Here is a 20,148-nt window from a genome sequence, read left to right as displayed (position 1 = left end):
CGGCTTGCCTTGGTCAATTCAGGGTTGCCTGGCCGAATATCTCCGCCCCGAATTTCGCGAGAATATCGGGCCGCGGAGACCGCAATGTCAGGGTCCGGGCGTCAGCAATTCAGCCGGGATCTGCTGATCTTTCGCCAACGCATCGAAGAACGGCGCCGCGCGGGAGCGGTCCCACAGCAACACGTTGCCGATGCCGTAGACGTCGTCGAATCCTCCGACGGGCACCGTCGCGGTCAACGTCTCACCGCGCATCGCCCACGCCAGTCGCGCGAGGTCCCAGAGATGATCGTCCTCGTCGACCCGCACGGATCCGGCGGCACCCGTCGCGAGCGGCACCGCGCGGAACGGGTTGAGGAACGTGGAGGGACTTGTTGCCTTGCCCAGAAGAGCGGACAGGAACAGCCGCTGGTTGTTCATCCGGTCCAGGTCGGCGAGAGGTGTCGCGCGGGTGCGCACGAACCCGAGAGCCTCGGGTCCGCTCAGTTCCTGGCACCCTGCCTCGAGCGACAGACCGGCCAGCGGATCGTCGATCGGGTACGGGACACAGATATCGACTCCGCCGACCGCGTCGACGATCGACGCGAACCCGCCGAAGCCGATCTCCACGTAGTGGTCGATGTGCACGCCGGTCGCGCCTTCGACGGTCTGTACGAGCAACTGGGGTCCGCCGAGTGCGAACGACGCATTGAGCTTGTCCCGCCCGAAGCCCGGCACGTCCACATAGGAATCGCGGGGCAGCGACACCATGGTGGTCGCGCCTCCGCCGCTCGGTACGTGGATGAGCAGGATCGTGTCGGTCCGGTCGGTACCCACGTCGCCGCCGGTGGCGAGTTCCTGTTCTTGTTCCGGGGTGAGGCCGATCCGGCTGTCGGAGCCCACGAGCAGCCAGTTGGTGCCGGGGGTGTCGCCCCCGCGCCCGTCGTACGCGGCGAGCGCGTCGACGCGGTCGAGCGTGCCGTCGAGGTAGATCGTCCCGCCGATCACGGCGACGAGGAGTACGGCCAGCACCGCACCCAGGCGCCGCATCGTGCGTCGTCCGGCGCCGGGGCGTGGTCGTCGTGGTTCGGGTTGCGCGGCGGGCTTGCGCCGCACCGGCGGAACAACAGGCGGCGGAGTCCCGCCGCGAGAGCGTTCGTCGGCGATTCGTTCGGGCCGTTGCGTGGGCGCCCAGTCGCGACTGCGTGACGCCTCCTCCTGCGGCGCGGGCACGCGGGGAGGTGGCTGGCGCCGCGGCGGGGGCGGCGGGGCAGGGGGACGGTACGTCGGCGTGGGGGCCTGCGACCACGCCTGCGGGGGCGGTGCGGGTCGTCGTCCGTCGCGGCGAATCACCTGTGTTCCCTCGGGAGGCGGCGTCGCCCGGGGCGGAGGCACGGGACGGCGGATCGGCGCGGGCCGCTGCGGGGGAGGTCCCTGCGGTGGCCGCGGCCTGTTCCGAGGGTCGCGAGGATCGCCGTTCACTCGCACAACTGTACGGTCACGGCAGCCAGGACACGTGTCCTCGGAGTGCCTGATATCCCACGAATGCCACGGTGTCGATCAAGGCATGGGCGATCACCAGGGGCCACAACCTGCCCGTGCGCTGCCAATACCGGCCGAAGACGAGACCCATCACGACGTTGCCGAACCCGCCACCGAGGCCCTGGTACAGGTGATAACTGCCACGCAGCACTGCGGACGCGAACAGTGAAGAGTTCTCCGACCAGCCCAGTTGCCGCAGGCGGGTGAGGATGTACGCGACGACGAGGATCTCCTCGGCACCGGAGTTCGCCACTGCCCACAGCACCTCGGTGGGCACGCGCCACCAGTAGTCCGCCAGCACACTGGGCGCGACCGTGAGGTTCAGTCCCGCCGCGCGCGCGCCGAGGTAGAGCAGCAGGCCGGGGAAACCGATCAGGGCGGCGAGCCCGACACCGGGCAGTACATCCCGGCGGAGATACGGACGGGCCAGACCCACGGCTTTCGGGCCGAAGCCGCTGCGCCAGAGCAGGTACAGGCCCAGCGCTCCCCAGGCGGACAGCCGGAGGATGCCCAGGAGCTGACGGGCGAGATCGATGAACTGCTGTGACGACTGCGGGCTGTTCAGCGCAACGGTCCGGTCCGACAACGGCTCCGGTGCGAGCGCCGCCTCGAGCAGCGACAGGATCGACGAGAGACCGCTGAGCCCGAACGTGACGAGCAGAACGATCGCGATCTCGATCCACAGCGCGCGGCGTGCGGGGGCATCGAGAGGCGTGGCGGGGTTCTGCGCCGGCGGGCTCAGCCAGGAACGAAGCGTCGTCACCGGTGTCATTGTGCCGGACCCCGGCGGTGTCACTGTGCCGGACCGCGGCGGTGTCACTGTGCCGGACCGCGGCGGTGTCACTGTGCCGGACCGCGGCGGTCTCGTTCGGCCTAGCTCACGCCGCGACCTCGACGCCGAGCGCCTCGAGCAGAATCCGCCGATACTCCGCCGTCTGCAGGGGGTGCGCCGCTCGCGGGTGTGGCAGATCGATCGTCAGTTCCACCGCCGGCGAACCGTGATCGAGCACCAGCACGCGGTCGGCAAGCGCGATCGCTTCGTCGACGTCGTGGGTGACCAGCAGCACCGCCGGCCGGTGGACCGCGCACAACTCCTGGAGCAGCGCGTGCATCTTGATTTTCGTCAGCGCGTCGAGTGCACCGAAGGGTTCGTCGGCGAGAAGCAACTCGGGTTCGCGGACGAGCGACCGCGCAAGCGAGACCCGCTGTTGTTCACCGCCGGACAATTCGTTGGGCCACGACGACTCCCGGCCGGCGAGGCCGACTTCGGCGAGCGCTGTCCGGCCACGTTCCGTCGCGTCGGTGCCGGTGAGTCCGAGGGTGACGTTGGCGAGCACACGGGCCCACGGCAGCAGCCGGGAATCCTGGAAGACGACCGCTCGCTTGCGCGGCACGTCGATCTCCCCCGACCCGGGCACCCCGTGGTCGAGTTCGGCGAGGGCGCGCAGCAGCGTGCTCTTGCCGGACCCGCTCCGGCCGAGCAGTGCGACGAACTCGCCTTCGCGAATCTCGAGGTCGACGTTGCGCAGGACTGCGCGCCCGTCGAATCCCCGGCTCAGGCCCGAGGTGCGGACCGTCAGCTTCCGATCGTCTTGCGCCATGCCAGCGCCTTCCTTTCTGCCGAGCGGACCAGCAGATCGCTGCCGAAGCCGAGGATCGCGTAGACCACGAGGCCGACGATGATGATGTCGGTGAGCCCGTAGGTGCGGGCCTGGAACATGAGGAACCCGATACCGCTCGTCGCGTTGACCTGTTCCACGACGACGAGGGCGAGCCAGGCCACCGTCACCGCCATGCGGAGACCGGTGAAGAACCCCGGGAGCGCGCCGGGCAGGGCCACCCGCCGGACGAACTGCGCGCGCGAAAGGTCCAGTGTCTCGGCGAGTTCGACGTAGCGGGAGTCGATGCCGCGCAGTGCCGAATAGGTGTTGATGTAGACGGGCACGAACACCGACAGGGCGATGAGCAGGATCTTCATCTCCTCGCCGATGCCGAACCACAGGATCGCGAGCGGCATCAGTGCGAGCGTCGGAATCGACCGCTTGATCTGCACCGGGCCGTCGAGGAGCGCTTCACCGATCCGGGACAGGCCCGAGATCAGAGCGAGCAGCAACCCGAAGAAGACACCGAGAACGCCGCCGATCACCGCACGCTGCACGGAGGTGAGCAGGTTGCTCTGCAGGCGTCCGTCGGCGATCAGATCCCAGGCGGTGGTCACCACCGTCCACGGTGCCGACAGTGTCTTCGGGTCGAGTTGCCCGGTCGCCGACGCCACGATCCAGACGGCCAGCAGGATCGTCGGTCCGATGGCGAGGCCGAACTTGATCGGCCGTCCGGGTGCGAGGCGGCTACGGCCGCGCCGAGGAGGCAGACCCGGCTCGTTGTCCAGGTCCGGTTTCTGGTCGGTGGCGCCGTCCCCGGCGAGGCCGCTCCCGAATCGCCGGAGGTCGACAGTGGGCACGCTCATGTGGCTTGTCCTTTCGTCGGGGGAGAGTCAGGCCGTCCCGGAACTCGCGAAAGTGCGTGCGTACTGGCTTTCCGGCCGGGTCAGGCCGTAGTGGTCGCGCAAGGTGGTACCGGTGTACTCGGTGCGGAACAGTCCGCGCTCCTGGAGGATCGGGACGACGGTGCTGGTGAACGCCTCGAGTCCCTGGGGGTACTGGGGCGGCATGATGTTGAACCCGTCGGCCGCACCGCGGGTGAACCACTCTTCGATGATGTCCGCGATCTGCACCGGGGTTCCGGCGACGACGTTGTGCCCGCGCGCTCCGGCAAGCTTGTGGAGCAGTTGACGCAGCGTCGGCTGTTCACGCTCGACGATCTTGGCGAAGACGAGACGCCGGCTGTTGTCGTTGTCGGTGATGTCGCCGGCTCCCGCGAAGAGTTCGGCCGGCACGACGGCGTCGAGGTCCAGTCCGGAGACGTCGATCCGCCCCATCTTCTGTAGTTGCCCGAGTCCGTACTCGACGATGGTGAGTTCGTTGAATTCGCGGTGCAGTTCTTGTGCTTCGGCCTCGGTCGCGCCGAGGAACGGGCTCAGGCCGGGGAGGATCTTGACGTGGTCGGGATTGCGTCCGGCGTCCGCCGCGCGGAGCTTGATGTCTCGGTAGAACGCCTGCGCATCTGAGATCCGCTGGTGTGCGGTGAAAATAGCCTCGGCATAGTTCGCGGCGAAATCGCGTCCGTCGTTCGACGATCCGGCCTGGACCAGGACCGGCCGGCCCTGTGGGGATCGGGCCGAGTTGAACGGGCCGCGAACGCTGATGTACTCACCTTCCACGTCGACGCGGTGGATCTTGTCCGGGTCGGCGTAGACCCCCGCGGCCTTGTCGGCGACCACGGCGTCGTCCTCCCACGAATCCCACAATTTCACTGTGGCGTCGACGAATTCGCGTGCACGTGCGTATCGCTGCCGTACGTCGGGATGGTCGGTGAGGCCGAAGTTCGCCGCTGCGGCATCGGACGCGGTGGTGACGATGTTCCATCCTGCGCGGCCACCGGAGATGTGGTCGAGCGACGAGAAGAGCCGCGCGAGATTGTAGGGCTCGTAATAGGTGGTCGACGCGGTGGCGATCAGGCCGAGATGCGTGGTGACCGTGGCCATCGCGACGAGCGTGGTGATCGGTTCGAGGCCGTAGTCGGGCCGGTACCGCACTTCGGTGCGCAGCGCGGGCCCGTCGGCGAAGAACACCGCATCGAGTTTGGCGGCTTCGGCTGCACGTGCCAGTTCCTGGAAGTAGTGCACGTCGTAGATGCGCTCGGGTGCGCTCCCGGGGTGACGCCACGATGCTTCGTGGTGGCCGGTCGGGTAGATGAAGGCGTTGAGGCTGAGCTGGCGGTGCGTCATGAGAAAGGTCCCCTCGGAGATCAGTTGCGAACGTGTCCGGCGCCGGCGTCGGCTACCGCGGCCTGAACTACTTCGTCGAAGCGCAGGTCGAATGCTTCGGCTGCCTCGACGGGTCGTGGCAGTTCGCCGGCCGCGTCGATCACGTCGACGGTGTGCTGCTGGGTGGCGACGAGGTTCTCGTCGAGTCTCGGGAAGGTCGTCGGGCCGTTGGCGTCGAGAATGCGGCGCCCGTCCTCGACGGTCAGGCCCTGGCTCTTGACGAAGTACTCGTCGATCCACGCGTCGCGGTTGTCGTTCGCCCAGTCCACGGAGGCGATGTACGCGCCGACGTAGGCGCGGATCGCGGCCGCTGTCGCGGGATCGGACAGTGCCTTCGCGCTCGAGTACAGGTAGGAGATCCCGTCACTGAGGTCGGCGATCTCGTCGCGGGGCAGGGCGGTGGCGCCCGGGGTCTGCATGTACCGGGAGAACACCGGTTCGCTCATCGGTGCGGCGTCGATCTGGTCGGATCGCAGCGCGTCCGGGAAGTCGGCGAGTGCCATCGGCGTGAGTGTCACATCGTCGACGTCGAGACCGGCCTTGTCGAGCGCGCGGAGGACGAACGCCTGCTGGGAGGTGCCCTCGGCGTAGCCGATGCGCTTGCCCGACAGTGCGGCCAGCGAGTCGATGTCGGAGCCCGGCGCGACGCCCAAGTTGAGGCTGTTGTCGGTCTGGACAGCGGTGATCACCCGCACGTCGTCGCCCGCGACGAGCGATTGCACAGCCATGATCTCGCCTGCCCACGCCACGTCGACGGCGTCGGCGCGAAATGCCTCGAGGATCGACGGTGCGCCCTGGAACGTGGCGAACTCGTATTCGAACGGCAGCGAGTCGAGGTTGCCGGACGCTGCCAGCGCGACCTGCTGTCGTTCGCCCTGGTCGGCGATGACGATCTTCGTCCCGGCGGGGATGTCGGTCGGAAGCGGACTGTCGGGCGAGAGACCGCCGCCCGCCGGCCCCGAACCACACGCGACGACCGCGGTCAGGACGAATGCGGCTGCGGTGGTGAATCCGGCGTGACGTAGGCGGAACATGTACTTCCCTCGGGCTCGAACGATCGACGGTGAGGCCGCCCGGACGGTGCCGGAGGCTGATGATCATCATCGAGTTCGAGCGCGGGGGTCACCACAGTTAGCGTCAGCGTGATCCGAAGTCCTCCCGGCGCAGGCGAGGGTGCAGGCCGTTCCGGAACGGGCATCCGACCAGCAGGCGCAACGCCCGGCTCAGCCCGGAGGGGTCATCGACCGGTTCGTCGAACGGGATGCGGACGTCGTGGTCGCCGCGGCCCGATTCGATCCGCAGCCGCACGCCGTACCGGTCGATGCCGAGCGGACGGATTCGTCCCCCTCTCTGGGCTTCCGGAATCCGGCGGGCGATGCGCATCACCAGGTCCGCGTGCTGTTCTTCGAGGTGCTCGAGCCACGCGGTCTCGAGTGCGGCGAACGGGTCGGGCGCGGCGTCGAGCACATCCACGACGTTCACGGCCTCCGCGCCGGTCGTATCCGCCGCGACGACGGAATCGAGGCTCAGCCGCAGCAGTTCGGACCCGTGGCCCACGTCGAGAAGTTCCGGATGAGGCAGGGTTTCCGCGATTTCCGCGGCGAGCAGGCGAGGGTCCCGGACCGGGTGCAGGGTGCCGCTGAACCAGATGAGCGAGCGCACCGGGTTGCGGAGGGCCAGCGGTGAGTGGTCGGCGAGTTCGAGGACCGCGGGCAGTCCCGCGCTGCCCGCATGCCGGGTGAGTGCGGCGGCGGGGCTGTGCGCGGGCACGACGATGGCGAGGTCGTCGTCGGTATGGAGGTGGTGGATCGTGGTGGGGACGGGATCGCAGCCGTCGACAGCGAGGCGGGAGGTGTCGGCGCGGATGAGGGCGGTGCGCACGCGTTCGGCCGTGGTGGGTGCGGGGACGGCGGTGGACGTGGTGGTGTGCATGACAACCCCTCCTGGCTATGTAGGTGAGGCAAACCTAAGTCATCGTCCTCGGGGAGGCAAGAGGTCCCGGGTCTAATCTGGGATGCGTGCCGATCCCCCTTCCCCTCGGAATGCCGCCGTCCCGCGAGGAGCCGCGCGGGTTGCTGGACGGGCTGCTGACCGGACGGTACGACTCGCCGGACGATGACCGCGAGGTCACCGGACCGCTGTTCGCGCCTCCGATCGTCCCGGCCCGCGCGATCACCGTCCCTCCGGGCCGCGACCTCGTCGTCGAACTCGATACGTCGGGTCCGCCCCCCGCGCCGGCGGGCTGGCGACCGGTGCGTTACCAGATCGGGTGCACTCCCGACGTCCTCGACGATGTCCTCGCAGTCACGGCACCCGCACCGCTGGCCGTATACGTGGACGGACCCGACGACACGCTCGCCGACACCGCACGCGCACTCACCGAAGCCGGACATGTACCGGGTCTTCCCGCAGGTCACGGCCTCGGCGCGGTCTCCGACTTCCTCGCGGTCCTCGCCCACGCCGACACGGGCTACGTCGCCCGCGCGACCAGCACGCAGGACGTGGTGGCGCTGCTGTCCGGGACCGCGGCGGCCCTGAGCGGTTTCGACATCCGGGAGGCCCTCGCGTCACCCGACGTGTCCTGGTTGCGACGGCTGATCCCCGAAGCGGCGTCCGCACTGCGGGAGATTCTTCTGGCCGTCGAAGTCGACGACCCCGGCCGGGTCGCGCGCGAACTCGGCGAACTGGGGCTGTCGGCCGGCTGAACGGCACCGGCCCGACACCGCAATCCGCAGACTCGGGGTGCGTAACCTCGTAGGCGTGCCACGTATCGCCTATTTCGGCCCGTCGGGAACCTTCACCGAGATGGCCCTCGCCCGTTTCGAGGAACTCGGTGCCTTCGATGCGCCGGTCGAGCGGGTCTCCGCCGCCAGCCCTCCCGCGGCCTTGCAGATGCTGCGTGACGGCGAGGTCGACGGAGCGGTCGTGCCGATCGAGAGTTCGGTCGAAGGCTCGGTGCCGCCGACGATGGACGGACTCGCCCTCGGCTCTCGGCTGCAGATCGTCGCCGAAACCGAACTCGACATCGCCTTCACGGTGGTCGCGCGGCCCGGAGTCGCTCGCGAGGATGTCGCGACCATCGGTGCGTATCCCGTCGCAGCGGCCCAGGTGCGGGAGTGGATCGCCGACAATCTGCCGGGCGCCGCGATCGTCGCCGCGGCCTCGAACGCGGGGGCGGCAGAGGATGTCGCATCCGGGAAGGTCGACGCGGGGGTTGCCACGGCGCTGGCCGGTGAACGGCTCGGTCTGGCGGTGCTGGCCGACGGCGTCGCGGACTTCGCGGGTGCCCGCACCCGGTTCGTGCTCGTCTCGCGGCCCGGGCCGGTACCGAAGCGCACCGGCTGCGATCGCACGTCGGTGGTCCTGCAACTGCCGAATGTTCCGGGTTCGCTGGTGAGGGCCATGACGGAACTGGCGACCCGCGGAATCGATCTCACCCGCATCGAATCACGCCCCACCCGTATGGATTACGGGACCTACTTCTTCCATCTGGACTGGGTGGGCCATATCGACGACGCGCTCGTCGCGGAGGCACTCAAGGCCCTGCACCGTTTCGCGCAGGTACGGTTCCTCGGTTCGTGGCCGGCAGTGTCCGAGCACGGGGTGCCTCCCGTCTCCGACGACGACGATGCGCAGTGGCTCGAGCGACTGCGCCGCGGAGAGGAACAGCGGTGAGCGGAAAGTTGATATTGGCCCGGCACGGCCAGACGGTGGCGAACGTCGCACGGCGTCTCGACACCAAATTGCCCGGTGCGGAACTGACCGAACTGGGAATCGAGCAGGCACGGAGCCTCGGCCGCAATCTCGTCGAGCGCGGCCCGTCGCTTCTCGTGGCGTCGCGGGCGATCCGGGCGCGGCAGACCGCGGAGCAGGTCTCTCCGGCCGTCGGGCTCGACACCTCGGTCCTCGACGGCCTGCACGAGGTGCAGGTCGGTGATCTCGAGGATCGCAGCGACGAGGAGTCGCACACCCTGTTCATGAAGGTCTACGAGGAGTGGCACAGCGGCGACCTGCGCACGCGGGTGCCGGGCGGCGAATCGGCGATCGACGTTCTCGACCGGTTCGTGCCGGTGATCGACGCATTGCGCGCCGACCATCTCGATGAAGGGGCGGGGGACGTCGTCGTCGTCAGCCACGGCGCAGCCATCCGTCTCGTCGCGGCGTACCTCGGCAAAGTGCCGGGCGGGTTCGCCACGAGCAATCATCTGGCCAACACCGAGACCGTCGAACTCGTGCCGGTGCGGGGCGGGGGCTGGGAGTGTGTGCGGTGGGGCACGTTCACCGGCCCGTTCCGCGACACCCACCGCGCCGGCGCCGACGACCCGATGGGCTGAGAACGCGCAGTTCACGCGGACTCTCGCAATCGATATCGCTCTCGCCCACTGCTCGTATGCAGGCGCGCATCCCGTCCCTCCGGCGGAGCGACGTGCCGCGGTGTCGATCGTTCGCGGACGAACCGCCGGGTATCGTCGAGCCGTCCGGATGAAGTAACGATCGGTAGGTTGGGTGCGGTACATGGATGGTTCCACCGACGACGCCGTCGACCCGCTCGAGGGTCGGGTCGTGCCGGATGGGGAGAACGCGCACTCCGATTGGCGGACGTTGCAGCCGCTCGACCTCAGCCCGATCCTGTCCGCAGCGCTCGACGCCTTCTACGAGACCGGGTTCCACGGGACGTCGGTGCGCGAGATCGCGCGGCGGGTCGGAGTGACCGTGCCCGCGCTGTACTACCACCACGAGAACAAAGAGGGCCTGCTCATCGCCCTGCTCGAGCTGTCGACCAGCGATGTTCTCTCCCGAGCGCACGCCGCCGACGCGGAGGGTGCCGGCGATCCGGTGCGCAGACTGGCGAACGTGATCGAGGCGATCGTGCTGCGGATGACGATGCGGTCCGCGCTCGCCGCGCTCGAAGGTGAGGCTCGCTATCTCAGTCCCGAGAATCGTCAGCGGTACCGCGCGGTGCGCAAGGGCATCGAAGACCTGGTGCGCGAGATCGTCGAGGAGGGTGCTGCGACGGGCGACTTCGACGTCGACGACCCGGCCGAGACCACCCGGGCGCTGCTCGGGATGTGCCAATCGATCCCGCGCTGGTACCACGCGGAGGGCACTCTGAGCCCCGAGGCGGTCGCGAAGAAGTATGTGGCGATCGCCCTCAAGACGGTCGGCGCCCGCCGCGATCCGCTCTGACGGTCAGGCGCGACGCCGGAAGTCCGCGGTGCGCTTGTCCTGGAAGGCGGACACTCCTTCGGCGAAGTCCGGGCCCGCGAGCAGATCGAGCTGACCTGCGCGCTCACGGCCGAACGCGTTGCCGAGTTCGGTGAGCGTCGCGTCGTTGATCGCCCGTTTGGTGGACGCGAGGGCCACAGACGGGCCGTCTGCGAGCCGGACGATCAATTCCTCGACTGCCGTGTCGAATTCGTCGTCGGGGTAGACATCGGCGATGAGGCCGGACGCGAGTGCTTCCGGCGCCGGGAGTCGCTCGGCGAGCATCGCCATCCGCAGGGCCCGGGCACGACCGATCGACGCTGCGACGAGCGCCGTCGCACCACCGTCGGGCATCAGGCCGATCTTGGCGAACGCGAGCAGGAAGTAGGTCGATTCCTTCGCGACCGTGAGGTCGCACGCAAGTGCGAGTGACACACCGACGCCGGCGGCGACGCCGTTGACCGCCCCGACAACCGGTCGCGGAAAATCCCGGATCGTCGCGACGACCCGGTTCGCGGCGTCGATGGTGTCGGGCGTGGGAGGAGCGGTCAGGTCACGGCCGGAGATGTCGGCGCCCGAACAGAACGCCCGTCCGCTTCCGGTCAGGATCGCGGCGCGGACGGTGGGGTCGCCGCCGTGCCTGTCGAAAGCCTCCGCGACGGCGACCAGGGTGTCGGTCTCGACCGCGTTCATCCGGGCGGGACGGTCGATCGTGACGCGCAGGATGCCGTTGCCGACGCTCGAGGTGACTCCGGGCGGGTCGGTGCTCATGCGGTTCTCCTCGGTGTGGTGGCCGACTGCCTGCGGTGACGGCGCGCAGCGGCGAAGCCTCTTCTCTCCCTATCAGACCTGCGTGTCGTCCGCTGGGTACCGAGTTCGTTGACCGCGTGCTGACCCCGTGGTAAGTCTTTAGCGATCGATAGGTACACGGTTGGGAGTGGGGCGCTCCACACTCCTCGCACTCCGGCCGGCCCTGCTCGAACCCCTCGGAAGGAACGTCATGGCACAGGCCGTCATCGTCGACGTGGTCCGCACTGCCGTCGGCAAAGGCAAGCCCGGTGGTGCGCTGTCGGGTACGCATCCCGTCGAACTTCTGGCCCACGTCCTGCGTTCGCTCGTCGAGCGCAACAACCTCGACCCCGTCCTCGTCGACGACGTCATCGGCGGTTGCGTGCAGCAGGTAGGCGAGCAGGCGCTCAACATCTCGCGCTCGGCACTGCTGTCGGCGGGTTTCCCGGACTCGGTTCCGGCCACCACCATCGACCGTCAGTGCGGATCGAGCCAGCAGGCTGCGCATTTCGCGGCGCAGGGCGTCATCGCGGGTGCGTACGACATCGTCATCGCGTGCGGTGTCGAGTCGATGAGCCGCCTCCCGATGGGCACGTCTTCGATCGGGCAGGACTCGTTCGGCCCCGGCGTCGCCGCCCGGTATCCGGAAGGTCTTGTCAACCAGGGGATCTCGGCGGAACTCATCGCCGCGAAGTGGAGTTTCGACCGCGACGCCGTCGACGCCTACTCCGCGCGTTCGCACCAGCGCGCCGCCGCCGCGATCGCGGCAGGAAACTTCGACCGGGAGATCGCCCCGATCACCGTCACGAACGCAGACGGCGAGCAGGTCGTGCACAGCGTCGACGAAACCGTGCGCGCGTCGACCACCGTCGAGGCACTCGCCGGGCTGCGTCCGTCCTTCCGCACCGACGAGTACGCCGCACGCTTCCCCGAAGCACAGTGGCTCATCACCCCCGGTAACTCGTCGCCGTTCACGGACGGTGCGTCGGCCGTTCTGATTATGAGCGAAGAAGCCGCGACCAAGCTGGGCCTGACTCCGCGCGCACGATTCCACTCGTTCGCCGTCGCCGGAGACGACCCGCTCTTCATGCTCACGGCGCCCATCCCGGCTACCCACAAAGTGCTTGCCAAGTCGGGCCTGTCCATCGACGACATCGACTCCTACGAGGTGAACGAGGCGTTCGCGCCCGTCCCGATGATGTGGGCCGAGGAGTTCGGCGCGGACGAGGCCAAGCTCAATCCGTGGGGCGGTGCCATCGCACTGGGTCACGCACTCGGCTCGTCGGGTACGCGCCTGCTGAGCACGCTCGTCAGCACCCTCGAGGCGACCGGCGGCCGCTACGGCCTGCAGACCATGTGCGAGGGCGCGGGCATGGCCAACGCGACCGTGATCGAACGTCTCTGACCCACCGCCGTACCGAATCTCTCGTCCGAAATCCCCACAGCGAAAGGCTTTTCATGATCGTCAACGACAGCGTCGCCGTCGTCACCGGTGGTGCCTCCGGGCTCGGCCTCGCCACCGTCAAGGCTCTGCTCGCCGACGGCGCCCAGGTCGTCATCATCGACCTGCCGTCGTCCAACGGCGAGACCGTCGCCAAAGAACTCGGCGACCGGGTCCGCTTCGCGGCGGCAGACGTCACCGACGAGGCCGCGGTCACGGAGGCGCTCGACCTCGCCGAATCGCTCGGCCCCCTGCGCGTCGCGGTCAACTGTGCCGGGATCGGCAACGCCATGAAGACGGTGAGCAAGAAGGGCGCGTTCCCGCTCGACGCCTTCAAGAAAGTCGTGGACGTCAACCTCTTCGGCACGTTCAACGTGATCCGCCTCGCCGCCGAGCGCATCGCCAAGACGGAACCGGTCGACGGCGAGCGCGGCGTCATCATCAACACCGCCTCCGTCGCGGCATTCGACGGCCAGATCGGCCAGGCCGCCTACTCGGCATCGAAGGGCGGCGTCGTCGGCATGACCCTGCCGATCGCACGCGACCTCGCCTCGCTCCTCATCCGCGTCGTCACCATCGCACCCGGCCTGTTCAAGACCCCGTTGCTCGGCTCTCTGCCGGAGGAGGCGCAAGCGTCTCTCGGACAGCAGGTTCCGCATCCCGCGCGTCTCGGCGACCCCTCCGAGTACGGCGCTCTCGCAGCGCACATCGTGTCCAACCCGATGCTCAACGGGGAGGTCATCCGTCTCGACGGTGCCATCCGCATGGCGCCGCGCTGAACCTCGCGGAAGAACCCGCCGGGAGGATCTCGATGTTCGACCTGACAGGCACACGGGCGCTGGTGACGGGCGGGTCCGCCGGTCTCGGCCTCGGTATGGCGCGGGGTCTCGCACGTGCCGGCGCAGACATCGCGCTCTGGGGACGAGACACCGCCAAACTCGGACGCGCGGCCGACGAACTGAGCGGCTTCGGTGTCCGCGTGACGACGCGCTCGGTCGACGTGTCCGACGAGCACGCGGTGGTCGACGGTGTCGCATCCGTCGTCGGCGAATTCGGTGGTCTGGACACGGTGGTCGTCAATGCGGGCATCGGTGCGGCACTGCAGAAGTTCCACGAGTCGTCGACGGAGCAGTACCGGAAAGTGATGGGCACCAACGCCGACGGTGCGTACTTCACGTTGCGGGAGACGTCGAAGGTGCTGGTGGATCAAGGCACCGGCGGGTCGGTGATCGTGACGTCGAGCCTGGGAGCGTTGCAGGGTGCAGGACGCAACCAGGCGTACGGCGCGAGCAAGGCCGCGGTGCTCGCGCTCGCCAACGGGTGCGCCGTCGAACTCGCGCGCTACGGCATCCGGGTCAACAGTGTGCTGCCGGGCTGGATCGCGACCGATATGACCGGGCCGCTGCAGGACTCGGACGTGTTCAACCGCAACGTCATCTCCCGCGTGCCCTTGGGTCGCTGGGGGCGGCCGGAGGATTTCGAGGGTATCGCCGTGTACCTCGCGAGCGACGCATCGGCGTTCCAGACCGGAAGCGCGACGGTGATCGACGGCGGCTACAGCATGTTCTGATCCGCAGCCCGGCCGAGTCGATCGAAGGACCGGCATACCGGCTCGGCCGGGCTACGGTGAGGCACATGGACGTCCGCCGCCGCGTCACCGAAGCCCGGGTGGCCCGCCTGGCCACCGCAGACGGGTCCGGCGAACCGCACCTGGTCCCGATCGTGTTCGCCCTCGACGGCGATGCGATTCACACCTGCGTCGACGACAAGCCGAAGACCACCCGGCGGCTACGTCGCCTCGCAGACATCGCAGCGAACCCCCGCGTGAGTGTGCTCGTCGACCATTACAGCGACGACTGGTCACAGCTGTGGTGGATTCGCATCGACGGCATCGCCACGGTCCACGCCGCGGACACCGATGCGGGCGCCACCGGCCTCGATGCCCTGGTGCGCAAATATCCGCAGTACCGGTCGACACGACCACCGGGACCGGTGATCACCATCGCTCGGCTGCGTTGGCGATCATGGTCGGCGTGAGTCCGAAGTCAGCGAGAGCATCGCTTCGGCGACCTCCTCGACCGCCGCTTCGGGGACCGCTGTGGCAGCGTCGTCGAGCACCAGCAATTGTGCTCCCGGAATCTCGCGCGCGATGGCCTCGCCGTTGCCGAGAGGAAAGAACGGGTCCCGCCGGCCGTGTACGACCAGCGTGGGGACATGGATCCGGGAAAGGCGCTCGCGCCAGCGGGGCGTGCAGTCGAGCGTGGAAAAGACCATTCCGAGCTGGTTGGCCATCTGGATCGCGGGAGTTGTGCCGGGTGTCCGGTCCCAGATGCGCGCGGCGGTCGCGCGTGCGGTGACGGGGGCGTCGCCGAGGATCTCCGCGCCGGCAGCGGCGAACTCCGCCACCGCGTTTCGGTCGGTCCAGTCGGGCATCGGAAGCGCGAACAGTCGATTCATCGTCGCCTGGTCGTGGTCGGGGAGGTCGGGGTCGCACTTGCCGGGCGCGACCGCGCGGGTACCCACCAAGGTGAGTGCCCGGAACGCGCCGGGGTGCTCGAGCACAGCGAGCTGGGCGACCATCCCACCGACCCCGATTCCCGCAAGGTGCGCAGGCCTGCCGCCGAGCGCGTCGGCGAGGGCCGCCGCGTCGGCGGCGAGGTCACGCAGGGTGTAGGTGGGTGTCTCCGGGTCCGCCGTCGTCGACTCACCGCTGTCGCGCAGGTCGTACCGCACGACGCGACGTCCGCCCGCGGCGAGGTGCTCACACAGTCCATCGGGCCAGGAGAGCATCGTCGTCCCGCCGACGAGCAGGACGAGTGGCGCATCGGGGTCACCGAAGGACTCGACACCCAGATCGACTCCGTTGGCACCGACGGTGGTCATCTGCCGCTCAGCTTTCCGGCGCGGCGACTGCCGCCACGGTTTTCGAACAGCCGGCAGCCTCGACAATCTCGGCGTCGACGACCCTCATGACGTTGCTGCGTGTGTCCCATGGTCTCGGCTCCTTCTCGACAAGCTTCGTGCCCGTCCGCTTTCCGGAAGCAAAGCCCGCACAAGCAGGAAGTGGGCCGGGCGTTACTCGGACAGACCGGAGCAACGTCCCGATCTCATCGGCCGAGTCCCTCGGCGGCGCCCGTTCCGTCCTCGCCGCCCGATAGTTCCCACCGCGGTGCGTGTGCCGCGGGCGGCTTCGGTCTCGTGGTTCCTAGGATGGGCGGGTGTCCGATTCCCCCGAAAAACTCATCCGTGTCAGCGCGGTGGTGCTCCGCGACGCCGACGGGCAGGTGCTGACGGTACGCAAGCGCAACACGTCCCGGTTCATGCTTCCCGGTGGAAAGCCCGAACCCGGCGAGTCGGCAGCCGAGGCTGCGGTGCGGGAGTGCGCGGAAGAAGTCGGGGCGGTGCTCGACCTCGGTTCGCTGCGACGGATCGGGGTGTTTCTGGCGGATGCGGCCAACGAACCGGGCTGGAAAATCGAGGGGACGGTGTTCGAGCACCCGTTCGTCGGCATTACGGGCAGCGCGGCGGAGATCGAGGAGATGCGCTGGCTCGACCCGGCGCTCCACCCGTTGCCCGGCGATCTCGCACCTTTGCTCGAGCATTTCGTCCTCCCGGCGATTGCGCGCTGACAGACTACGCGCCCGGGGGAAGTGTCATTTCCGAATCGGTATTGCGCCGTTCTCGTGAATCGGGAAATGTGAGCGGCACCAGTACGGCACTGCACACGTTTGCACGGAAGGACTCTTCATGGCGCTCACCGCCCTGCTCGAACTCGAATTCAAGGCCGACGCGCTCGACGACGCCAAAGCGGTGATGAGCCGGGTGCTCGGCGAGACCCGCGAGTTCGACGGTTGCGACGGAATCGAGATTCTGGTGGACCGGACGAACGAGGCCCGCTGGGTCGTCGTGGAGAAGTGGCGTTCGGCCGAGCACGACGCCGCCTACCGCAAGTTCCGCGCGGGCGAGGGCGCCATCACCGATCTCGGTCCGCTCCTGGCCGGAGCGCCGAAGCTCACGCAGTACACGACTCTCTGAGTCGCACCCCACAGACGACGACAGCGTGGCATGCCTGGGCATGCCACGCTGTCGTGTGTGCCGGACGAACCCGGAGGGTCGTCAGAGCGACAGCCGCTTGCGGGCCGCGGCGTATTCGTCGGCGAGTCGCTCGACGACGCGAGCGGTGGGAGCGATCCGGTCGATGACGGCGATGCCCTGACCCGCACCCCAGATGTCGCGCCACGCCTTCGCGGTGCCGCCGGGTTCGGTCTTGTCGTCACCCAGGTTCATCGCGGACGGATCCGAGGTGGCGAGGTTGTCGGGGTCCATGCCCGCGCGGCTGATGCTGCCCCGGAGGTAGTTGGCGTGCACGCCGCTGAACAGGTTCGTGTAGACGATGTCCGAGGCCGACGAGTCGACGAGCATCTGCTTGTACTCGTCCTGGGCGTGTGCCTCCGTCGTCGCGATGAACGCCGACCCGATGTACGCGAGATCCGCACCGGCAGCCTGCGCGGCGAGAATGGAATTGCCGTGCGCGATCGCGCCGGACAGCAGCAGCGGACCGTCGAACCAGGTGCGGATCTCCTGGACGAGAGCGAACGGAGACTGCGTGCCCGCATGTCCGCCGGCGCCGGTGGCGACCGCGATCAAGCCGTCGGCGCCCTTCTCGACGGCTTTCTTCGCGTACCGGTTGTCGATGACGTCGTGCAGGACGATGCCGCCGTACGAGTGGATCGCGTCGTTGACGTCGGTGCGTGCCCCGAGCGAGGTGATGACCAGCGGCACCTGGAACTCGACGATCGTCGCGAGGTCTTCTTCGAGGCGGTCGTTGGACCGGTGCACGATGAGGTTCACCGCGTACGGCGCGGACGGTGTCTCGGGATTGTCGGCGTCGTACCGGGCGAGTTCGTCGGTGATCCGGGTCAGCCACTCGCGCAGTTGCGAGTGCGGGCGGGCGTTGAGCGACGGGAACGACCCGACGACACCCGAAATGCATTGTGCGATCACGAGATCGGGGTTGGACACGATGAACATCGGCGATGCCACGACGGGCAGGCGCAGGCGATCCTTCAGAATCGGCGGCAGACTCATATACGTAACTCCTCGAGGGTGAGTGGTCAGGCTTGCTCTAGTTGTGCCGCCATGCGGGGGATCAGCGCCTGCAGGCCCTTGACGGGGCGGATCATGACTTTGAACCCGACGATCCGGTCCCGGTCGTCCCACTCGATCAGATCCACGCCGTTGACGTGTACGCCGTCGAGATCGGCGACGAATTCGAGCACCGCGGAGTTCGGCCCGTACCACTCGCCGACGTAGTGGAACCCGGTGTCGCCACCGAACACGGTCAGCGCCGCCCGGAGGTACGCGACCGTCTTGGCCTTACCTTCCTGCGGGGTGAACACGGCGGGTGACAGGAACACGGCGTCGTCGGCGACGAGCGCGTCCAGCGCGTCGAGGTCGTTCGTCTCGATCAGGTGATGCCATCGGCCGATCACTGCCGGGCGGGCGGGATGCGTCACGTGGGTTCGCCTCTCGGTGGGGTGGGTCCGAGCGTAGAGTCCGCCGACTAAACGGTCAACAGTGACTGTTCGTGATTCCGCTCCAGCTGGGGTGCGCCCGGGTGCCGGTCCCCGGCGGCGCAGCGGCAGAGGCTAAGGTACGACGGGGCGGCGCGTGTCGCGTGCCTCGTCGTGACATCGAAAGTGGAGGTAACCGGGATGTTTGAACTCTTCGGCATGATCGTCGTTGTGCTTTCGATCGCTGTCGTGACCGTCGGCACCCTGATCCTGCTCGTGATCTCGACGATCAACCCGCATTTCATGCAGCGCAAGGCCAAGAACCCGAGCCTGGTCAAGGCCGACGCACACCGCGCCGAGTAACCAGCCCGTCGGACCGGCCGGAGAGCGCCTACCCCCAGCCCAGCTGGTGGAGGCGCTCTTCTTCGATGCCGAAGTAGTGCGCGATCTCGTGGACCACCGTCACCAGCACTTCGTGGACGACGTCGTCGTCCGTCCGGCAGATATCGAGAATGGCGTCCCGGTAGATCGAAATCGTGTCCGGTAACGAGCCCGCGTAATGACTGTCGCGCTCGGTGAGCGCGATCCCCTGATACAGACCCAGCAGATCCGGCTCCTCGTCGTGGCGCGGTTCGACGAGCACCACGACGTTGTCGATCGCGCGCGCCAGTTCGGCCGGGATCTCGTCGAGCGCCTCCGAGACGAGCTCCTCGAAATGCTCGTCGCTCATGTGTACGCCCATCACTGACCGGGGAGGGGAACGGCGCCGGGCAGCGGACTCGGCAGCGACCTGCCCTCGGGCAGCGGTTCCGGCGCCACCGGCGGCTGGCCGTCGATGAGGATGTCACCCTTCGCCGATCCCGTGATGGATGCGAATCCGCCGCCTTCGACCTGCTTGCCGATCGAGCAGTTGACCTTACGGCTGCCTGCGAGCCAGCTGTCGTACCCGAGGTTGTCCCAGAACAACGTCAGCGTCTTGTTGCGGAGCGCCTGCGGGTCGCCCAGGTATTCGCCGACCAGTCGCGTGCACGTCTCCTCGAGGTACCTGTCCTGGTCTTCGATGCTGGGGAGACCCTCGGGGAACTGCGACGACAGATCGACGGTGGCGACGACCTCGAACGCGTGCGGTTTCGCGCAGTCGACGGGGTCGGCCGGGATGCCGTTGTTGATGCCGATGCACACTCCGGTGTCCCACGCCCGCGACTGGTCCTGCTCTGCCACCCGTCCCTCGATGGGGAGGAGATTGCCCGTCGTCGACGAGAACTGCAGACCGCACCGCAGCGTTCGTTCTCCGGCGGCCCATCCGGCCTCGCCGGGATTGATCAGACCGACGCTGAACTTGCCGACCGGATCGAATCGGCTCTCGAGATAGTCCATCGCCGCCGGGACACACAGTTCGTCGCGCAGCGCGGTGAACCGCATCACCGACGGGAATCGGGAACCGGGCCCCCACTCGGCACCCGGGAACGTACTCAGATCGATGTCGGCGACCACCTCGAACAGGTGCGTCTGCTCGCAGTCGACCTTGGTGAGATCGCCGGCGTCGAGAGCGGTCCAGGTGAGGCAGTCACCCGTGGAGGCGGTGCCGAACGCCTCGCCCGCCACCGCGCCCGTGGTCGCCACGCTCCGGCCGTTGTCGGTGGTGCCGTCGGTGGAACCCTCGAAACCCGCCACGACGAACGTCGCGACCGCCGCGAGCACAGCGCCCACGGCGACGAATATCAGCGCGCGTCGGGTCAGCCTCGCGGAAGGCGGGCGTCGGTGGGGCTGCTGCTCAGATTCTTCGGCCATCACGT

The 20,148-nt window shown here is 68.3% G+C and carries 24 protein-coding genes; 11 read left to right on the top strand and 13 right to left on the bottom strand.

The genetic code is table 11. From position 1 onward, the window contains the following. Nucleotides 1-87: 87 nt before the first annotated feature. The 7 genes from ACLQ3J_RS11165 to ACLQ3J_RS11135 all read right to left on the bottom strand — a co-directional run bounded on the left by ACLQ3J_RS11165 (nucleotide 88) and on the right by ACLQ3J_RS11135 (nucleotide 7,336). Nucleotides 88-1,329, bottom strand: coding sequence for an LCP family protein (locus ACLQ3J_RS11165; protein ID WP_425903255.1), 1,242 nt, complete (start codon nucleotides 1,327-1,329; stop codon nucleotides 88-90). 145 nt (nucleotides 1,330-1,474) lie between these two features. Further along, entirely contained in the window at nucleotides 1,475-2,290 is an 816-nt protein-coding gene (locus ACLQ3J_RS11160) for a CPBP family intramembrane glutamic endopeptidase (protein WP_169620812.1), read from the bottom strand. A 106-nt stretch (nucleotides 2,291-2,396) separates the two neighbouring features. Continuing rightward, nucleotides 2,397-3,119: an ABC transporter ATP-binding protein gene (locus ACLQ3J_RS11155; protein WP_425903253.1), complete on the bottom strand. Its 723-nt coding sequence runs from the start codon at nucleotides 3,117-3,119 to the stop codon at nucleotides 2,397-2,399. After that, complete coding sequence (locus tag ACLQ3J_RS11150) at nucleotides 3,095-3,985, bottom strand: ABC transporter permease (protein WP_169620810.1); 891 nt, start codon at nucleotides 3,983-3,985, stop codon at nucleotides 3,095-3,097. Before ACLQ3J_RS11150 ends, ACLQ3J_RS11155 begins: the two co-directional genes overlap by 25 nt. Before the next feature lie 27 nt (nucleotides 3,986-4,012). After that, complete coding sequence (locus ACLQ3J_RS11145) at nucleotides 4,013-5,365, bottom strand: LLM class flavin-dependent oxidoreductase (RefSeq protein ID WP_169620809.1); 1,353 nt, start codon at nucleotides 5,363-5,365, stop codon at nucleotides 4,013-4,015. A gap of 20 nt (nucleotides 5,366-5,385) precedes the next feature. Continuing rightward, nucleotides 5,386-6,438: an ABC transporter substrate-binding protein gene (locus tag ACLQ3J_RS11140; protein ID WP_169652252.1), complete on the bottom strand. Its 1,053-nt coding sequence runs from the start codon at nucleotides 6,436-6,438 to the stop codon at nucleotides 5,386-5,388. Between the two features lie 103 nt (nucleotides 6,439-6,541). Beyond that, nucleotides 6,542-7,336 carry a DUF2470 domain-containing protein gene (locus ACLQ3J_RS11135; RefSeq protein WP_425903251.1) on the bottom strand — a complete coding sequence of 265 codons (795 nt, stop codon included), beginning with the start codon at nucleotides 7,334-7,336 and terminating at the stop codon, nucleotides 6,542-6,544. Between the two features lie 110 nt (nucleotides 7,337-7,446). Between ACLQ3J_RS11135 and ACLQ3J_RS11130 the strand changes: the two genes are divergently transcribed. From ACLQ3J_RS11130 to ACLQ3J_RS11115, 4 genes are all read left to right on the top strand, one after another. After that, complete coding sequence (locus tag ACLQ3J_RS11130; RefSeq protein WP_169621061.1) at nucleotides 7,447-8,109, top strand: hypothetical protein; 663 nt, start codon at nucleotides 7,447-7,449, stop codon at nucleotides 8,107-8,109. A 55-nt stretch (nucleotides 8,110-8,164) separates the two neighbouring features. Further along, entirely contained in the window at nucleotides 8,165-9,079 is a 915-nt protein-coding gene (pheA, locus tag ACLQ3J_RS11125; protein ID WP_378528999.1) for a prephenate dehydratase, read from the top strand. Beyond that, entirely contained in the window at nucleotides 9,076-9,738 is a 663-nt protein-coding gene (locus ACLQ3J_RS11120; RefSeq protein ID WP_425903249.1) for a histidine phosphatase family protein, read from the top strand. The genes pheA and ACLQ3J_RS11120 overlap by 4 nt, the downstream gene beginning before the upstream one ends. A gap of 181 nt (nucleotides 9,739-9,919) precedes the next feature. Then, nucleotides 9,920-10,591 (top strand): TetR/AcrR family transcriptional regulator, encoded by a 672-nt coding sequence (locus tag ACLQ3J_RS11115; RefSeq protein ID WP_296550637.1) that lies wholly within the window; start codon nucleotides 9,920-9,922, stop codon nucleotides 10,589-10,591. A 3-nt stretch (nucleotides 10,592-10,594) separates the two neighbouring features. Here the strand turns inward: ACLQ3J_RS11115 and ACLQ3J_RS11110 are convergent, their stop codons facing one another. Beyond that, nucleotides 10,595-11,380 carry an enoyl-CoA hydratase gene (locus ACLQ3J_RS11110; RefSeq protein ID WP_296550636.1) on the bottom strand — a complete coding sequence of 262 codons (786 nt, stop codon included), beginning with the start codon at nucleotides 11,378-11,380 and terminating at the stop codon, nucleotides 10,595-10,597. Between the two features lie 229 nt (nucleotides 11,381-11,609). Here ACLQ3J_RS11110 and ACLQ3J_RS11105 point away from each other — a divergent pair, with 229 nt between their 5' ends. The 4 genes from ACLQ3J_RS11105 (at nucleotide 11,610) to ACLQ3J_RS11090 (ending at nucleotide 14,876) form a co-directional block, all read left to right on the top strand. Further along, nucleotides 11,610-12,803 carry a thiolase family protein gene (locus ACLQ3J_RS11105; RefSeq protein ID WP_425903247.1) on the top strand — a complete coding sequence of 398 codons (1,194 nt, stop codon included), beginning with the start codon at nucleotides 11,610-11,612 and terminating at the stop codon, nucleotides 12,801-12,803. Nucleotides 12,804-12,856: 53 nt separating this feature from the next. Next, nucleotides 12,857-13,618 (top strand): 3-hydroxyacyl-CoA dehydrogenase, encoded by a 762-nt coding sequence (locus tag ACLQ3J_RS11100; RefSeq protein WP_169620801.1) that lies wholly within the window; start codon nucleotides 12,857-12,859, stop codon nucleotides 13,616-13,618. A gap of 32 nt (nucleotides 13,619-13,650) precedes the next feature. After that, a complete protein-coding gene (locus ACLQ3J_RS11095) occupies nucleotides 13,651-14,409 on the top strand; it encodes an SDR family NAD(P)-dependent oxidoreductase (protein ID WP_296550635.1) in 759 nt (252 codons plus the stop codon). 65 nt (nucleotides 14,410-14,474) lie between these two features. Next, a complete protein-coding gene (locus tag ACLQ3J_RS11090) occupies nucleotides 14,475-14,876 on the top strand; it encodes a TIGR03668 family PPOX class F420-dependent oxidoreductase (protein WP_169620800.1) in 402 nt (133 codons plus the stop codon). Here the strand turns inward: ACLQ3J_RS11090 and ACLQ3J_RS11085 are convergent. Next, nucleotides 14,862-15,722, bottom strand: a complete 861-nt coding sequence (locus ACLQ3J_RS11085; protein ID WP_425903245.1) for an alpha/beta fold hydrolase — start codon at nucleotides 15,720-15,722, stop codon at nucleotides 14,862-14,864. The genes ACLQ3J_RS11090 and ACLQ3J_RS11085 overlap by 15 nt on opposite strands. 335 nt (nucleotides 15,723-16,057) lie before the next feature. Between ACLQ3J_RS11085 and ACLQ3J_RS11080 the strand changes: the two genes are divergently transcribed. Both ACLQ3J_RS11080 and ACLQ3J_RS11075 read left to right on the top strand, forming a co-directional pair. Next, nucleotides 16,058-16,468, top strand: a complete 411-nt coding sequence (locus tag ACLQ3J_RS11080; protein WP_296550634.1) for an NUDIX hydrolase — start codon at nucleotides 16,058-16,060, stop codon at nucleotides 16,466-16,468. Nucleotides 16,469-16,586: 118 nt separating this feature from the next. Beyond that, on the top strand, nucleotides 16,587-16,874 hold the full coding sequence (locus ACLQ3J_RS11075; protein WP_169620798.1) for a putative quinol monooxygenase: 288 nt from the start codon (nucleotides 16,587-16,589) through the stop codon (nucleotides 16,872-16,874). 81 nt (nucleotides 16,875-16,955) lie between these two features. Here ACLQ3J_RS11075 and ACLQ3J_RS11070 read toward each other — a convergent pair whose 3' ends face one another. Both ACLQ3J_RS11070 and ACLQ3J_RS11065 read right to left on the bottom strand, forming a co-directional pair. Further along, entirely contained in the window at nucleotides 16,956-17,927 is a 972-nt protein-coding gene (locus ACLQ3J_RS11070; protein ID WP_169620797.1) for an NAD(P)H-dependent flavin oxidoreductase, read from the bottom strand. A gap of 26 nt (nucleotides 17,928-17,953) precedes the next feature. Further along, nucleotides 17,954-18,355 (bottom strand): nuclear transport factor 2 family protein, encoded by a 402-nt coding sequence (locus ACLQ3J_RS11065; protein ID WP_296550633.1) that lies wholly within the window; start codon nucleotides 18,353-18,355, stop codon nucleotides 17,954-17,956. 198 nt (nucleotides 18,356-18,553) lie between these two features. On the opposite strand from ACLQ3J_RS11065, the gene ACLQ3J_RS11060 reads away from it, so the two are divergent. After that, nucleotides 18,554-18,715, top strand: coding sequence for a hypothetical protein (locus tag ACLQ3J_RS11060; RefSeq protein ID WP_169620795.1), 162 nt, complete (start codon nucleotides 18,554-18,556; stop codon nucleotides 18,713-18,715). A 28-nt stretch (nucleotides 18,716-18,743) separates the two neighbouring features. Here ACLQ3J_RS11060 and ACLQ3J_RS11055 read toward each other — a convergent pair whose 3' ends face one another. Both ACLQ3J_RS11055 and ACLQ3J_RS11050 read right to left on the bottom strand, forming a co-directional pair. Beyond that, on the bottom strand, nucleotides 18,744-19,082 hold the full coding sequence (locus tag ACLQ3J_RS11055; RefSeq protein WP_169620794.1) for a metallopeptidase family protein: 339 nt from the start codon (nucleotides 19,080-19,082) through the stop codon (nucleotides 18,744-18,746). 11 nt (nucleotides 19,083-19,093) lie between these two features. Next, nucleotides 19,094-20,143, bottom strand: coding sequence for a septum formation family protein (locus ACLQ3J_RS11050; protein WP_425903243.1), 1,050 nt, complete (start codon nucleotides 20,141-20,143; stop codon nucleotides 19,094-19,096). Between the last annotated feature and the right edge of the window lie 5 nt (nucleotides 20,144-20,148).

Source organism: Rhodococcus sp. DT1, assembly GCF_049844875.1.
Taxonomy (GTDB): domain Bacteria; phylum Actinomycetota; class Actinomycetes; order Mycobacteriales; family Mycobacteriaceae; genus Rhodococcus.
This window is presented reverse-complemented; position numbering and strand designations above follow the sequence as displayed.